Raw genomic sequence first — 13,364 nt, 5'->3', positions numbered from 1 at the left:
CCTCAGTGGTGGTACTCGCCGCAGTTGACGTCCAGGCACTGCCCGGTGATCGCCCGCGCCATCGGCGAGGCCAGGAAGATCACGGCGTCGGCGATCTCGTCGGGCTCGGGCAGCCGCCGCAGGTCGATCGGCGCCGCCGTCTCGGCGTAGACCTCGTCCCGGGTGATGCCGCGTTTCTCGGCGAGGTAACCGAAATACCACTTGAGCGAATCGGCCCAGATGTAGCCGGGCGCGACCGTGTTGACCCGGATGCCGCGCGGGCCCAGCTCGCTCGCCAGGCTCTGCGCCAGCGCGAGCAGGCTCGCCTTCGCCATCTTGTACGGGCCGTAGGGCTGCCGCGAATGTCGCAGCACCGCCGAGTTGATCATCACGACGTTGCCGCCCGCGGTCTCCAGCGCGGGCAGGAACAGCCGGGTCAGCCGCAGCGCCGCGATCGAGCTGGCCTCGAACCCGGCGCGCACGCCGTCCAGCTCGACCTTCGCCAGATTGGTCATCGGCGGGATCGCGAACGCGTTGTGCACCAGCGCGTCCACCCGGCCGAAGGTGTCCACAGTGGTCTCGACGATCCGCTGCGCGCCGGCCTCGCTGGTGATGTCCGCGGGCACGGAGATCGTCCGGCGGCCCAGCTCGTCGATCTCCCTGGCCACCTCCGCCAGGCGGGACTCGGTGCGCGCGGCCAGCACCACGTCCGCGCCCGCCCGCGCGCTCTCCACCGCGATCGACCGGCCCAGCCCGGGGCCGACACCGGACACCACGACCACCTTGTCGCGCAACAACATCAGGCCAGCATCCTCGCTGCCGTGGCGGCCTGCCGGGCCGCGAGCCGGGCGGACCACTCCGCGGGGGTCACCTTCGCGTGCTCGTAGTACTCCAGTTTCTCCGGCAGCTCACCCACCGGCACGATCTCCACCTCCGGGCCGTCCTCCGGCTTGAGGTCACGGGAGAGCCGCTGCCAGCGGATCTGCAGGTACCCGCGCCGGTGGCCGGTGCGTTCCAGCCAGTTCGCCACCCCGGGATCGCGCTCGCTGACGACGAACCGCATCTTCCCGTCCGGATCGGTCCGCGCCTGATCGGCGGTCAGGCTCGTCTGGTGGTGGGCGTACTCCAGCGAGACGTACCACAGGCTGCCCAGCTGGAAGCCCTGGTAGGGCGCGTCGGCGCAGCGCGGCACCGTCACGATCATCGCCTGGTCGTCGTCGAGGTCGTAGTGCCCGACGGAGGAGAACTGCGTGCTCAGCCCGCCCGGCGTGGCGCGTGGTTCGGTCATCGTGTTGACCGGCAGGTCGAGGTAGAACCACTTCGGGAAGGCGAGGAAGGTGTTCAGCCGCGACAGCAGCATCTTGCCCGCCACGCCGTATCGTTTGGCCAGCACGTCCCGCGTCAGCGGTGGGGGCGCGCCGCCCTCGGCGCCGGCGCGCCGGATGCGGATCATGCCGGGGCGTTCGGTCGTCCAGTCGCTGAACACCTCGCGCACGATCAGCATCGCCGAGCCGGGCCCGAGCCGAAAGCGGTTCCTGCCGGACGGTCCCGGGCCGAAGCGGATCTCGAACCGGCCGTCGTCGTCGATGTCGAAGGCGCGGTCGTCGAACGCGGTGAGGCTGTCCGGCACCTCGACGGGGGAGTAGTTGCCGTTGAGTACCTGAAAGCTCAGATCGGCGGTGGTGCCACGCTCACCGGTGACGACGTACTCGGCGTCGTCACGCAGAAACGTGTGGAAGTAGAGCGTGTCCGGGTTGTCCAGGCCCATCTTCGTGAACGGGCCGGTGGAGCGGACGAAGAACGGGAAGTCCCGTTCGTAGGCCCAGGCCATCTGCATCGAGGCGCGGATGGTGCCCGCGAGGTAGTCCAGGCCCTCCACGAGGTCCTGCTCACAGGCGACGTGCGGCGCCTCGGTGATGATCTTCTCCGCCTCCGCGAGGGCTTCGGCGAACGGTTGCGTGAGCACCGGCGACTCCTAGAACGAGTTCTAAGCGGACGGAACGGCCCACCGGTTCGCGGTGAGCTGGAAGCTCTTCAAGTCGGTCAGCGAGAGCATCGCCTCGTAGGTGCGGACGTAGCCGGTGTGCGTGATGCGCCAGACTCCGTCGGCCTCGCGGCGGTAGCGGTCCTCGTAGAAGGCGGCGCCGATGATCGCGACCTGGTGCTCGGTGGCGATCACCTGGTCCTGGAACGCCCACGTCCCGGTCGCGGTGTCGCCGTCGACGTCGATTTCCGGCTGGGTGGCCAGGTGCACGGTGATGATCTCCGGGCCCAGCCGTTTCCGCAGGAAGTCCACGATCGCGGCGCGGCCGTCGAGGCGGATCGGATCGCCGTAGGTGGGGGTTCCGTAGTCGGCGGTGGCGTCGGAGGTGAAGAGCGCGCCGATCTCGTCCCACCGTTTGAGGTCGACGCAGCGCAGGTAGGCGTGCTTGGTCCGGCGGATCTCCTCGATCGCGGCAAGGTCCATCGCACCAGCATGCTCGCCCGGTTGACCACTGGCAAGAACGTGTTCTAATTTTTCCCGATGACCACGGTCTACGAGCTGTCCCACCTCGACCTGCTCGAAGCGGAGTCGGTGCACATCTTCCGCGAGGTCGCGGCGACCTTCGAACACCCCGTGCTGTTGTTCTCCGGCGGCAAGGACTCGGTGGTCATGCTCGCGCTGGCGGCCAAGGCGTTCTGGCCCGCGCCGCTGCCGTTTCCCGTACTGCACGTCGACACCGGCCACAACTTCGACGAGGTGATCGCCTTCCGCGACCGGGTCGTCGACCGGATGGGCCTGCGCCTGCACGTCGCGAGCGTGCAGGACGACATCGACGCCGGGCGCGTCACCGAGGACACCGGCCCGCGCGCCTCCCGCAACCGGCTGCAGACCGTCACGCTCCTGCGCGCGATCCGGGAGGGCGGTTTCGACGCCGTGTTCGGTGGTGCGCGCCGGGACGAGGAGAAGGCGCGGGCGAAGGAACGCGTGTTCAGCTTCCGTGACGAGTTCGGCCAGTGGGATCCGCGCAACCAGCGGCCGGAGTTGTGGAACCTCTACAACGGGCGGCACCGCCGCGGTGAGCACATCCGCGTGTTCCCGCTGTCGAACTGGACCGAGCTGGACATCTGGTCCTCCATCGCCGCGGAGCGCATCGAGCTGCCGCCGATCTACTACGCGCACCGCCGTCCCGTGGTGCAGCGCGACGGAATGCTGTTGGCACACACCAGGTTTCTGCGGCTGCTCGACGGCGAAGAACCGTACGAGGCGACCGTGCGGTTCCGCACCGTCGGGGACGCGACCTGCACCGGATGCGTCGAAAGCACTGCATCGACGGCGGATGAGGTGGTCGCCGAAGTGGCCGCGACCCGCGTGACCGAGCGGGGCGCGACCCGCGCCGACGACCGGATCTCCGAAGCCGGCATGGAGGACCGCAAGAAGGAGGGCTACTTCTGATGCCCCAGCTCCTGCGCCTGGCCACGGCCGGCAGCGTCGACGACGGCAAGTCCACGCTCATCGGGCGGCTGCTGTTCGACTCGAAGTCGCTGTTCACCGACCAGCTCGCCGCCGTCGAACGCGCGAGCAGGCGGCGCGGCGAGGACTACCCGAACCTGGCCCTGCTCACCGACGGGCTGCGCGCCGAACGCGAGCAGGGCATCACGATCGACGTGGCCTACCGCTACTTCGCCACGCCACGGCGGAAGTTCGTCATCGCCGACACCCCCGGTCATATCCAGTACACCCGCAACATGGTCACCGGAGCGTCCACGGCGGACCTCGCGCTGGTGCTCGTCGACGCGCGCAAGGGCGTGCTGGAGCAGTCGCGCCGGCACGCGTTCCTGGCTTCCCTGCTGGGAATCCCGCACCTGGTGCTGTGCGTGAACAAAATGGACCTGGTGGACCACTCGCGGGAGCGGTTCGACGAGATCCGCGAGGAGTTCCGCCGCTTCGCGATGAAACTCGACGTCGGCGACCTGTCGTTCATCCCGGTTTCCGCGCTGCACGGGGACAATGTGGTGCACCGCTCGGCGAGCATGCCGTGGTACGGGGGCACGTCGCTGCTGCACCACCTGGAGGAGGTCCACGTGGCCTCCGACCGCAACCTCATCGACGCGCGGCTGCCGGTGCAGTACGTGATCCGGCAGGGCGGCCGTGACTTCCGCGGCTACGCCGGCACGGTCGCGGGCGGGGTGTTCAAGCCCGGCGACGAGGTGGTCGTGCTGCCCTCGGGGTTGACCAGCCGCGTCGCGGCGCTCTGGGGTCCCGGCGGCCTGCCGGTGACCGAGGCGTTCCCGCCGCAGGCGGTGACCGTGCAGCTGACCGGCGAGCTGGACGTCGGCCGCGGCGACCTCATCTGCCGCCCGGCGAACCGGCCGCACACCGGGCAGGACCTCGACGCGATGGTGTGCTGGCTCGCCGAAGCGGGTTCGCTGACGCCGGGCGCGACCTACACCGTCCGGCACACCACGGCGGAGACGACCGCGGCCGTGCAGAAGCTGGACTACCGGCTCGACGTGGACACCCTGCACCGGGACGAGTCCGCGGATTCCCTGCGCCTGAACGAGATCGGGCGAATCCAGCTGCGCACGCGCACACCGCTGATGTTCGACCCCTACCGGCGCAACCGGACCACCGGCAGCTTCATCCTGGTCGACGACACGACCGGCAACACGGTCGCGGCGGGCATGATCACCGGTCCGGCGCTGCCCGCGTCGCGGGTCGTGTGGCACGCGGCGGCGGTGGGCCGGGAGGAGCGGGCGACCCGCGGGCTCACGGTGTGGCTGACCGGGTTGTCGGCGTCGGGGAAGTCCACGATCGCGGTCGAGCTGGAGCGCCGGCTGGTCGCCGCCGGTCGCCCGGCGTACCTGCTGGACGGCGACAACCTGCGGCACGGGCTCAACGCCGATCTCGGGTTCAGCGCGCCGGACCGCGCGGAGAACGTGCGGCGGGTGGGCGAGGTGGCGCGCCTGTTCGCCGACGCCGGGGTGGTCGCGGTGGCGTCGCTGATCAGCCCGTACCGGTCGGACCGCGCGCTCGTGCGGGAGGCGCACCAGCGGGCCGGACTGCCGTTCCTGGAGGTCTTCGTCGACACGCCGCCGGAGGTGTGCGAGGCACGCGACCCGAAGGGCATGTACGCGAAGGCGCGCGCCGGGGAGATCCGCGGCTTCACCGGCGTCGACGACCCGTACGAGACGCCGGAAGCGCCGGACCTGGTGCTGCGGCCCGATTCCGCCGATCCGGCCGCGGAGATCCTGACCCTGCTGAACAGGAGCGCGTTGTGGGAGTGAACCAGCGGGCCGGGATCCGCATGACGGGCGCCGAGATCGCGGAGTTCGTCACCGCAAGCCGGACGGCCACGATCGCGACCCTCGGCCCGGACGGCACCCCGCACCTGGTGGCGATGTGGTTCGCCGTGCTGGACGGCAAGATCTGGCTGGAAACCAAGGCCAAGTCGCAGAAGGCGGTCAACCTCCGCCGCGACGCGCGCGTCACGTGTCTCATCGAGGACGGCCTGACCTACGACGCGCTGCGTGGCGTGTCGATCGAGGGCCGCGGCGTGATCAGCGAGGACCCGGACGAGATCTGGGCCGTCGGCGTCAACGTGTTCGAGCGCTACTACGGGCCGTATTCCGAGGACCTGCGCCCGGCGGTGCAGATGATGCTGAACAAACGCGTCGTGGTGCGGATCGACCCGCTGCGCGTGCGCTCGTGGGACCACCGCAAACTCGGCCTCGACCCGATGCCCCTGGGCGGGACGACGGCGCCCTAACTCGCGTGGTAGCTGCGGGTGACGACGGTGGGCCGGAACCCGAAGCGCGCGTAGAGGTGCTTCGGGGTGTCGTCCACTTCGGCGCCGATCAGGACCGGGCCCGCGCCCCGCTCGCGCGCGATTCCGACCACGTGGCGCAGCATTTCCCGCGCGACACTCTGCCCGCGCGCCCCGGGGTGCACGAACACGTCCTCGATCATCGCGAACCCGTCGGCGCGGACCCACAGCGCGATGCACCCGGCCACCCGCGATTCCCGCCGGGCGAGGAAGTACGTGACGGGCGCGAGACTCCGCCGGAGGAGCACCGCCTGGTGAGTGTCAGCGGCGGGCCGCTCATCGCGCCCGGTTCGCCGATCCTCCTCGATGTGGTCGATCCGGAACAGGTCCTCCACGATCTGCCAGTCCTGCTCGGAGCGCACCGGTTCCAGCGTCGCGGTGGCCGGGGCGACGACGGCCGAGTCCGGGAGCACCAGCTGCAACTGGGTTTCGAGGGTCCAGCCCGCCAGTGCGAACAGCGCCTCCACGCGGTGCGGCGTTCGCGGCGGTACCAGGACGCGCCCGCACGCGACCCCGGTGTGGGACCGCGCTTTCGCCAGGAGCGCGGTCAGTTCGTCTTCGGTGCCGACGTCGACGGAGGTGAGGAAGTTGCCGAGCGGGTGGTCCGGCGCCGCGGGCGAGCGGACGTACCGGCCGGTCCCGAGGTCGGTCGTCTCGCCGCCCAGCGACCAGAACTGCTCGACCAGTTCGGCCGCCTCGTCGGCGCGGATCATCGGAGAAGCTTGTCCCGCAGCGCCTCGGCGTCGCTCTCGCCGAAACCGTTCGCCGCGAGCCAGGCCCGCACGCCGCCGTAACGCTGGTCCACCTGATCCAGGAACAGCCGCATGGTCTCGGCCTTGGGGCGGTGGTCGTCGTCGTCCGGGCGCTTGTCCAGGTCAGCGGCGTAGGTCGCCGAACCGCGCAGCCGCGCCAGGATCCGCCCGATCCGTTCACCGCTGACGGCGTAGTCGGCGATCACCTCGTCGCGGCCCACGCCCGCGACCGTCAGCGCGAAGGCCGTCACCACGCCGGTGCGGTCCTTGCCCGCCGCGCAGTGCACCAGCGCCGCGCCGGGGGCCGAGGCGATCGTGCGCAGGGCTGCCACGATGCTTTCCGGCCGGTCCTCCAGATAGCCCAGGTACAGCGAAGTCATGACATTGTCCGGGAACCGGGCCAGTACCTTCTCGCGGCCGCGGTTGGCGTACAGCGCGTCGCCGGGGTCGTCGGCCGCCGCGTCGGTCGCGTCACCGGCCTCGGGCAGGACCGAGAAGTGGTGGTGGCGCACCGCCTCGACCGCGGTCAGCGGCCCCGGGCCTTCCCGCGTCACCTCGGGGGTGCCGCGCAGGTCCACCACCGTCGTCAGGCCCAGGTCGTCGACCAGGACCTTGATGTCCGCGGGCGTGAGGCCCTGCAGATTGTCCGACCGCAGCAGCCTGCGCCCGGAGATTTCGCCGCCGTCCTCGGTGGGCGTGCCGCCCAGGTCGCGGGCGTTGACCGCCCCCTCCAGCTCAAGCCACTGCATGCCCCCATCGTTCATGGCGCCACCGATCCCGCCAAGGGGCGGACCCGCCCGCCACGCCGCGCCGGACGGGGGAGCGTGCCGGCGAACCCGTGCCGCCGCAACCACCCCGACCAGCCCAGCAGCCCGATGTGCGCGGCGATCAGGTGCCCCGCGAAGGTCACGATCCCGCCCAGCGACGTAGGTTGGTCTATGAGGTAGATCACGACGATGCCGGTTTCGATCGCCAGCACCGCCGCGGCCCGGAAGCGCCGGGCGAGCACCGGCACGAGTGCGCCCGCGGTCGCGAAGAACCCGTAGCTGACCCCGATGTCGAGCCACCGCCCGTCGGTCACCGGCAGCCAGCCCGCGGCGATCGCGGCCATCACCGGAAGTTCGGTCGCCAGCGTCGCGAGCACGTGCCCGCTCGCGAACACCGCGCACGTCCAGCCCGCGCCGATCCGCCGTTCCAGCGGAGCCACGGCGAGCGTGAAGATCACCACGTAGACGAGCCAGCCGTCGTCGCCCAGCCACAGCGCGCTGCTGACGAGGCTCAGCACCGGACGATGCCACAGGTTGTGCGCGTCGGTGCTGGCCAGCTCCAGCAACCGGGCCGAGACGGACTCGCCGAACAGGTGCTGCGGACCGGTCGTGGCCAGCAGCACCGCCAGGTACCAGAAGGTGAACGGCGTGCTGACCGGGCTGGGCAGGTGGATCCGCGGCACACCGGCAGTGTTCCCGCGGCGGCTGTGAAATCACTGTGACGGCCCGGGGCGGGAGCCGTCGAGCAGAAGCGCCACCTGGTCCACGAGCAGCGGCGTCTCAGCGGTGACGTCGAAGCCGCCTGCCGCCACGCGCCCCGCGAAACCGTCGACCAGCAGCACGATCCACAGGGCGAGCCGGTCGGCGGTCAGGTCGGTCCGGACCTCGTCCCGGTCCTGCGCCGCCGCCACGACCTCGCGGAGGCACGCGCGCAGCGTGTTCTCGTCGTCCCGCAACGCGGCCGCGATCTCCGGACGGGCGGTCAGCCCGCCGACGACCGTGATGAAACCCGCCGCGCGCGGGTCGGCGAGGTCGGCGGCCGCGTGGCCGACGAAGTCGAAGAGGACCTGCCGCGGTGGCGTCCCGGGAGCGCGGCCGCCGAAGAACTCGCGGGTCTCCCGGGTGCCCTGTTCCAGGATCGCGGCCACCACCGAGTCCTTCGTCGGGAAGTGGTGGAAGAACGTGCCCGAACCGATCCCGGCGATGCGGCAGATCTCCGCGGTGGTGGCGCCGGCGTAGCCGTGCCGGGCGAACGCGGTCAGCGCCGCGTCGATGATCTGGAGCCGCCGGGCACGGCGGCGGGCCGGGTCGATGGGGCGGGGCATGGTCACATCCTAGTTAGTGGAGTGGCTACTCTGTTAATGTGTCCGTCATGACCACACCGCCCCGCGTCCTGCGGGTTTCCCGTCTCCTGCTCGTGGCGGTCCTGCTCGGCGGCCCGGTGCTCGGTGCCGTGGCGGGCGCCGGGGTCGCACCGGTCACCGGCTGGCTGACCGGTGTGTTCGGGGGTGCTCCGGGGCCGCTGCGCCTGCTGGAGCGGGTGCCCCTGCCGTGGTTGATCGGCGGTGGCGCCGTCGTCGGGCTGGTCGCCGCCGCCCTGTTCGCTCTCACGATCGTCGCGGAGACCACCGCCGTGGAGATCACCGAGCAGGGCGTGACCGTCGAGCGTGACGGCTCGCGCACCTTCGTCGCGCGCGACCGGATCGGCGCGGTCTACACCGATCCGCGGGATCTCGTGCTCTGCGGGCACGACGGACGCGAACTCCTGCGCCGGGAAGCCGATGTCGGCGCGCGGCGTCTGGCGGAGGAGTTCGAAGCCGCCGGTTACCCGTGGCGGGGTACCCGCGATCCGGACGAGGACAGCTTCCGCCCGTGGGCCGACGGCGCACCGGATCTGCCCGACGAGGTGCACGCACTGCTGCGCCGCCGCGAACGTGCCCTGCGGGACGGGAAACCCGGCGCCGCGGCCGAGCTGCGGGACCGGGCGCAGGAGCTCGGTGTCGTCGTCCGCGACCGACGGTCCGGTCACCGGCAGCAGTGGCGCGCGGTGAAAACTCGGTGACCACCCGGACGGGGTCGGTTAGTTTCGGCCCATGCGCACAGCTTTCGGCGCCGGGTTCGCCGTTCCGGACGGATATCTCAACACCCCCAGCATCGGCGTCCCGCCTGCCGCGGTCGCGGACGCCGTGGCCGAGTCGGTGGAGCGCTGGCGCACCGGCGGGCACACGCCGGCCCACTTCGATCCGCTGGTCGCCCGGTCACGGCAGGGCTTCGCGGACCTGACGGGCGTCCCGGCCGAGCGGGTCGCGATCGGCTCCACGGTGGCCCAGATGCTGGCGATGGTCGCCGCCGGGCTGCCCGAGGGGGTACGCGTGCTGACCGCGGCGGGCGAGTTCACCAGCACGACGTTCCCGTTCGCCGCCCGCGGCGCGCGTGTCACGGAGGTGCCACCGGCCGAGCTGCCCGGTGCGGTGCGCGGGCACGACCTGGTGACGGTCAGCGTCGCGCAGTCCGCGGACGGGGCGGTGGTGGACCTGGACGCCCTGCGCGAGGAGTGCGAAGCGGCCGGGGTGCCGGTCGCGCTCGACGCGACGCAGGCCGCCGGCTGGATGCCGCTGGCACTGGACTGGGCCGACTGGGTGGTCGCCGCCGGGTACAAGTGGATGCTTTCGCCGCGTGGATGTGCCTGGCTGGCCGTGCACCCGCCGGCGATGGCGCGCACCGTGCCGGTCGCCGCGAACTGGTACGCGGGGGAGGACCCGTGGCAGACGACCTACGGAATGCCGCTGCGCCTGGCCCAGGGTGCCCGCCGCTACGACCTGTCGCCGGTATGGTTCGCCCACGCGGGGGCCGCCGTCGCGCTGGAATACCTGGCTTCGCTGGACCTCGAAGCGGTGCGCGCGCACGACGTGAAGCTCGCCGACACGCTGCTGACCAGGCTCGGACTGCCCGAGCGCGGCAGTGCGATCGTGGCGCTGGAGGCCGATCCGGAAGCGCTTGCCCGTGCCGGGATCGTGGCCAGTGCCCGCGCCGGCAAGGTCCGCGTCGGCTTCCACCTCTACAACACCGGGGCCGACGTGGAGCGGCTTCTGGACGCAGTGCGGTGAGTCACTCGTCGGAGTGAGCTACGGTGTCCTCCCGTGGTTGGTGCGCAGTTCTTCCCCGGACGCGGAGACACCGCGCCGTTGCCCCGGGTCCCCGCGGAACCGGCGCCGCCGAAACGCGGCGGCGGTCCGGTGCTCAAGGGGCTCGGCCTGCTGGCCGTCGCCGTCGTGGCGGGACTCGTGTGGTGGCTGGTCCGGCACGACACCGGGGACACCCCGCCGGTGGCGCAGGCGCCGGTCAAGGAGTTCCAGTTCACGGTGACCGACGGGCCGGTCGCCGCGAGCGACTGCGCCGCGAACTCCTACTCGCGCGTGAAGGAGTTCTTCGGCGAGCACCCGTGCCGCGGCCTGTCCCGCGCGCTCTACACGACGACGAGCGGCCCGGCCCGTGCGCTGGTGTCGGTCGTCGTGGTGTCCACGGCCTCCGCGCAGGACGCGCAGGCGCTCAAGAAACTCGTCGACACCGACGGCACCGGCAACGTCAACGATCTGGTGCGCGACGGCACGGCGAAGATCCAGGACGCCCCGAAACTCGCCGACGGCGACTACCTTTCCCGCGCCGACGGCAACTCGGTGACGATCGTGCTGTCCGCGTTCTTCGCCGGTCACACCGACGACGCCACGCTGCAGCGGATCAGCAAGGAGGCGCTGGAGCTGGCTCCGGGCGCCTGACTTTCCTCTGAGGAAAGCCGGTGGTACTTTCCTCAGAAGAAAGTAGGAGGTGCAGCAATGTCGTCACGCGAAGCGCAAACGTCCCTCGACACCATCCGGAGCCTCGGGAGGCACACGGTCGACGAGTCCGCGGACCACGGCTTCGCCTGGCGCTACCTGGTGCTTTCGGTGGTGGCGGTGTTCCTCGTGTTCGCGTCGTTCGACCTGCCCGGCCCGTGGGACAGGCTGGTGGTCGCCACCGGTCTGGGCCTCAGCGTGCTCGCGGCGCTCCGGATGCGACGCGGTGCCCGGGTGCACCGGCGGCTCACCGGGCCCGAACGGCGGTGGTACCTCGCGGCCGCTGTCGTTTTCCTGGTGCTCTGCGTGGGCTTCCAGGTCGCGGCCGCGGTCCTCGCGGTCACGACCGGGCTGCCCGCGCACCACACGATCGGCGCGGCCGCGACGGCGCTGACCCTCGCGGCGCTGGTGCCGGCGGGCCGGGCGCGGTTCCGCGCGGTCGCGCGGGCGAGCGTCCGCTGATGGATCCCGACTTCGACGAGTTCCTGCACGTGCCCGCCAGGCTGGCCGTCCTCGCGGTGCTCGCCCCGGCCGGCCACGTGGACTTCGGGTTCCTCCGTGACGCGGTCGGCACCAGCGATTCGGCGCTGTCCAAGCAGATCTCCGCCCTCGGCGACGCCGGCTACCTCACGGTGGACAAGAACCGGGACCAGGGCGCGCGGCGCACCCGGGTGGGTCTCACCGAGGCCGGGCGCCAGGCGTTCCGGCGCCACGCGGCCGCACTCGAACGCATCGCCGCGCTCGCGCGGCAGTCCTAGCTTCCGGTGCGGAGGTAGGCGACCAGGGCGTCGACGAGGAGGAACGGCGGCTCGCCCAGTCCGGGCACGGTCGCCACCGCCGGGACGTGCCGATCGGCCAGGACGAGGTCCTTCGTGCTGCGCACGTCCACCGGCTGGTGCTTCTCGTCGACCACGATCAGCACCGCGGTGTGGTCCACGAGCCGCGCGATGGTGGTGGCCCGCCCGGTCCCGCCGAACCGGGCGGTGGTGCCGACGAACACCCCGCGACGGGCCGGGTCGACGCGCTGCCACCGCTGGTCCGCGCCCGCCACCAGTCGCGGATCGCCCCGCGCGGTGAGCAGTTCGCTCAGTGCCCGCCCCTGCACCTGGTGCAGCGGCGCGTCGACCAGCGGCTGCACGGCCTCGTAGAGCGTGTACCGGGTGCCACCCGGTGCGGGCGGGACGAGGAACAGGTGCCGCACCGCGGGTTCGGCCAGCGGTCCCTGGCGCAGGCGGACCAACTGGCGCAGCAGCAGACCACGCAGGCGGGCCGCCGGTTCCTCGGGCATGCCGGTCAGGGTGCGGGTCAGGGTCAGCACGTGCCGTCCTCGGGCTCGAACGTGTCCGCGGGCTCCGGGGCAGGCTACGACGTGACGGCGCCCGGCGCGCCGAGGTGTGGCTCACGCCGCGCCGGGCTCGATCCGGTGGCGCCGCCGGAACACCACGATCGCGAGCACGATCAGCGCGACGACCACCACGAACGATCCGGGGTAGCTCTCGCCCGGCACGATCGAACCGGTGATGAGCGCGAAGTCCCAGAGCCCGTGCAGCACCGCGGGCAGCAGCAGACCGCCCGAGCGGCGCCGGACGAGGTAGAAGAAGTACCCGGCGACGGCGACGACGAAGACCTGCACGAACGCCCGCGCGCCCAGCGAGACCAGGTTCGCGGAGTGCGCGAGGCCGAACACGACCGACGACCACAGCGCGACCCCGCCCTCGCCGAGCCCGTTCCCGCGCAACGCGACCAGGCCGATGCCGCGGAACAGCCCTTCCTCGGCGAACCCGACGAACAGCGTGCCGGCCAGGAGCAGCACGGTGAACCCGGCGCCGCGGGCGGCGAGTCCGCCGTAGTCGGTGCCCGCCAGGATCGAGACGATCATCAGCACCGGCACGACCGCGACCCACCGCCGCACCGGCCGGTCGTCGGTGAGCACGGGACGCCACCACCGCAGAACCGTGACGGTCACGCCGACGAGCACCAGCCCCACCCCGACCGGGACGGTGATGCTCCGCCACACCCCGCCCGTCGTTTCGTACCCGCCGCCGGTGCCCCGGGTGAGCACGAACCCGAGTACCTGGACGACCGCCACGTAGACCACGACGAGAACGAGGTACCACCGGACGGACAGGTGGCGGGCCACGGGCGCTCCGCTCGGCGGGAGATCGTTCCTGCTCACGACCTCGGGACCTCGATTATCGGCGGCACCCGCCCGGCCCGGCAGCGCGC

The 13,364-nt window shown here is 71.8% G+C and carries 17 protein-coding genes; 8 read left to right on the top strand and 9 right to left on the bottom strand.

Annotation, left to right across the window (positions count from 1 at the left end; genetic code table 11):
* Window positions 1-2 precede the first annotated feature (2 nt).
* Genes HNR02_RS31245 through HNR02_RS31235 form a run of 3 tightly spaced genes read right to left on the bottom strand, consistent with a single transcriptional unit; the run spans window position 3 to window position 2,446 of the window.
* Window positions 3-779, bottom strand: coding sequence for an SDR family oxidoreductase (locus tag HNR02_RS31245; protein ID WP_179777220.1), 777 nt, complete (start codon window positions 777-779; stop codon window positions 3-5).
* Complete coding sequence (locus HNR02_RS31240) at window positions 779-1,945, bottom strand: hypothetical protein (RefSeq protein WP_179777219.1); 1,167 nt, start codon at window positions 1,943-1,945, stop codon at window positions 779-781. The genes HNR02_RS31245 and HNR02_RS31240 overlap by 1 nt, the downstream gene beginning before the upstream one ends.
* Window positions 1,946-1,966: 21 nt before the next feature.
* On the bottom strand, window positions 1,967-2,446 hold the full coding sequence (locus HNR02_RS31235) for a nuclear transport factor 2 family protein (RefSeq protein ID WP_179777218.1): 480 nt from the start codon (window positions 2,444-2,446) through the stop codon (window positions 1,967-1,969).
* Between the two features lie 57 nt (window positions 2,447-2,503).
* Between HNR02_RS31235 and cysD the strand changes: the two genes are divergently transcribed.
* From cysD to HNR02_RS31220, 3 genes are read left to right on the top strand one after another with little or no spacing between them, the layout of a single operon-like run.
* A complete protein-coding gene (gene cysD / locus HNR02_RS31230) occupies window positions 2,504-3,415 on the top strand; it encodes a sulfate adenylyltransferase subunit CysD (protein WP_179777217.1) in 912 nt (303 codons plus the stop codon).
* Window positions 3,415-5,247, top strand: coding sequence for an adenylyl-sulfate kinase (gene cysC / locus HNR02_RS31225; protein WP_179777216.1), 1,833 nt, complete (start codon window positions 3,415-3,417; stop codon window positions 5,245-5,247). Before cysD ends, cysC begins: the two co-directional genes overlap by 1 nt.
* Window positions 5,238-5,729, top strand: coding sequence for a pyridoxamine 5'-phosphate oxidase family protein (locus HNR02_RS31220; RefSeq protein ID WP_179777215.1), 492 nt, complete (start codon window positions 5,238-5,240; stop codon window positions 5,727-5,729). Before cysC ends, HNR02_RS31220 begins: the two co-directional genes overlap by 10 nt.
* On the opposite strand, the gene HNR02_RS31215 is transcribed toward HNR02_RS31220, so the two are convergent.
* Genes HNR02_RS31215 through HNR02_RS31200 form a run of 4 tightly spaced genes read right to left on the bottom strand, consistent with a single transcriptional unit; the run spans window position 5,726 to window position 8,630 of the window.
* On the bottom strand, window positions 5,726-6,499 hold the full coding sequence (locus HNR02_RS31215; RefSeq protein WP_179777214.1) for a GNAT family N-acetyltransferase: 774 nt from the start codon (window positions 6,497-6,499) through the stop codon (window positions 5,726-5,728). The two genes, HNR02_RS31220 and HNR02_RS31215, sit on opposite strands and share 4 nt — an antisense overlap.
* Window positions 6,496-7,287 (bottom strand): tyrosine-protein phosphatase, encoded by a 792-nt coding sequence (locus HNR02_RS31210; protein WP_179777213.1) that lies wholly within the window; start codon window positions 7,285-7,287, stop codon window positions 6,496-6,498. The genes HNR02_RS31215 and HNR02_RS31210 overlap by 4 nt, the downstream gene beginning before the upstream one ends.
* 11 nt (window positions 7,288-7,298) lie before the next feature.
* Window positions 7,299-7,988: a rhomboid-like protein gene (locus tag HNR02_RS31205; RefSeq protein WP_179777212.1), complete on the bottom strand. Its 690-nt coding sequence runs from the start codon at window positions 7,986-7,988 to the stop codon at window positions 7,299-7,301.
* 30 nt (window positions 7,989-8,018) lie between these two features.
* Entirely contained in the window at window positions 8,019-8,630 is a 612-nt protein-coding gene (locus HNR02_RS31200; protein WP_179777211.1) for a TetR/AcrR family transcriptional regulator, read from the bottom strand.
* Between the two features lie 47 nt (window positions 8,631-8,677).
* Here HNR02_RS31200 and HNR02_RS31195 point away from each other — a divergent pair, with 47 nt between their 5' ends.
* Genes HNR02_RS31195 through HNR02_RS31175 form a run of 5 tightly spaced genes read left to right on the top strand, consistent with a single transcriptional unit; the run spans window position 8,678 to window position 11,896 of the window.
* On the top strand, window positions 8,678-9,367 hold the full coding sequence (locus HNR02_RS31195; RefSeq protein ID WP_179777210.1) for a YqeB family protein: 690 nt from the start codon (window positions 8,678-8,680) through the stop codon (window positions 9,365-9,367).
* A gap of 31 nt (window positions 9,368-9,398) precedes the next feature.
* Window positions 9,399-10,412 (top strand): aminotransferase class V-fold PLP-dependent enzyme, encoded by a 1,014-nt coding sequence (locus HNR02_RS31190; RefSeq protein WP_179777209.1) that lies wholly within the window; start codon window positions 9,399-9,401, stop codon window positions 10,410-10,412.
* A 33-nt stretch (window positions 10,413-10,445) separates the two neighbouring features.
* Entirely contained in the window at window positions 10,446-11,081 is a 636-nt protein-coding gene (locus HNR02_RS31185; protein WP_179777208.1) for a hypothetical protein, read from the top strand.
* Window positions 11,082-11,138: 57 nt separating this feature from the next.
* Window positions 11,139-11,600 carry a hypothetical protein gene (locus HNR02_RS31180; protein ID WP_179777207.1) on the top strand — a complete coding sequence of 154 codons (462 nt, stop codon included), beginning with the start codon at window positions 11,139-11,141 and terminating at the stop codon, window positions 11,598-11,600.
* A complete protein-coding gene (locus HNR02_RS31175; protein WP_179777206.1) occupies window positions 11,600-11,896 on the top strand; it encodes a transcriptional regulator in 297 nt (98 codons plus the stop codon). Before HNR02_RS31180 ends, HNR02_RS31175 begins: the two co-directional genes overlap by 1 nt.
* On the opposite strand, the gene HNR02_RS31170 is transcribed toward HNR02_RS31175, so the two are convergent.
* Window positions 11,893-12,456, bottom strand: coding sequence for a hypothetical protein (locus HNR02_RS31170; RefSeq protein ID WP_179777205.1), 564 nt, complete (start codon window positions 12,454-12,456; stop codon window positions 11,893-11,895). The two genes, HNR02_RS31175 and HNR02_RS31170, sit on opposite strands and share 4 nt — an antisense overlap.
* A gap of 81 nt (window positions 12,457-12,537) precedes the next feature.
* Window positions 12,538-13,314, bottom strand: a complete 777-nt coding sequence (locus tag HNR02_RS36625; RefSeq protein ID WP_218914335.1) for a CPBP family intramembrane glutamic endopeptidase — start codon at window positions 13,312-13,314, stop codon at window positions 12,538-12,540.
* Between the last annotated feature and the right edge of the window lie 50 nt (window positions 13,315-13,364).

Origin of the sequence: Amycolatopsis endophytica, from assembly GCF_013410405.1 — a bacterium.
GTDB classification, from domain to species: Bacteria; Actinomycetota; Actinomycetes; order Mycobacteriales; family Pseudonocardiaceae; genus Amycolatopsis_E; species Amycolatopsis_E endophytica.
This window is presented reverse-complemented; position numbering and strand designations above follow the sequence as displayed.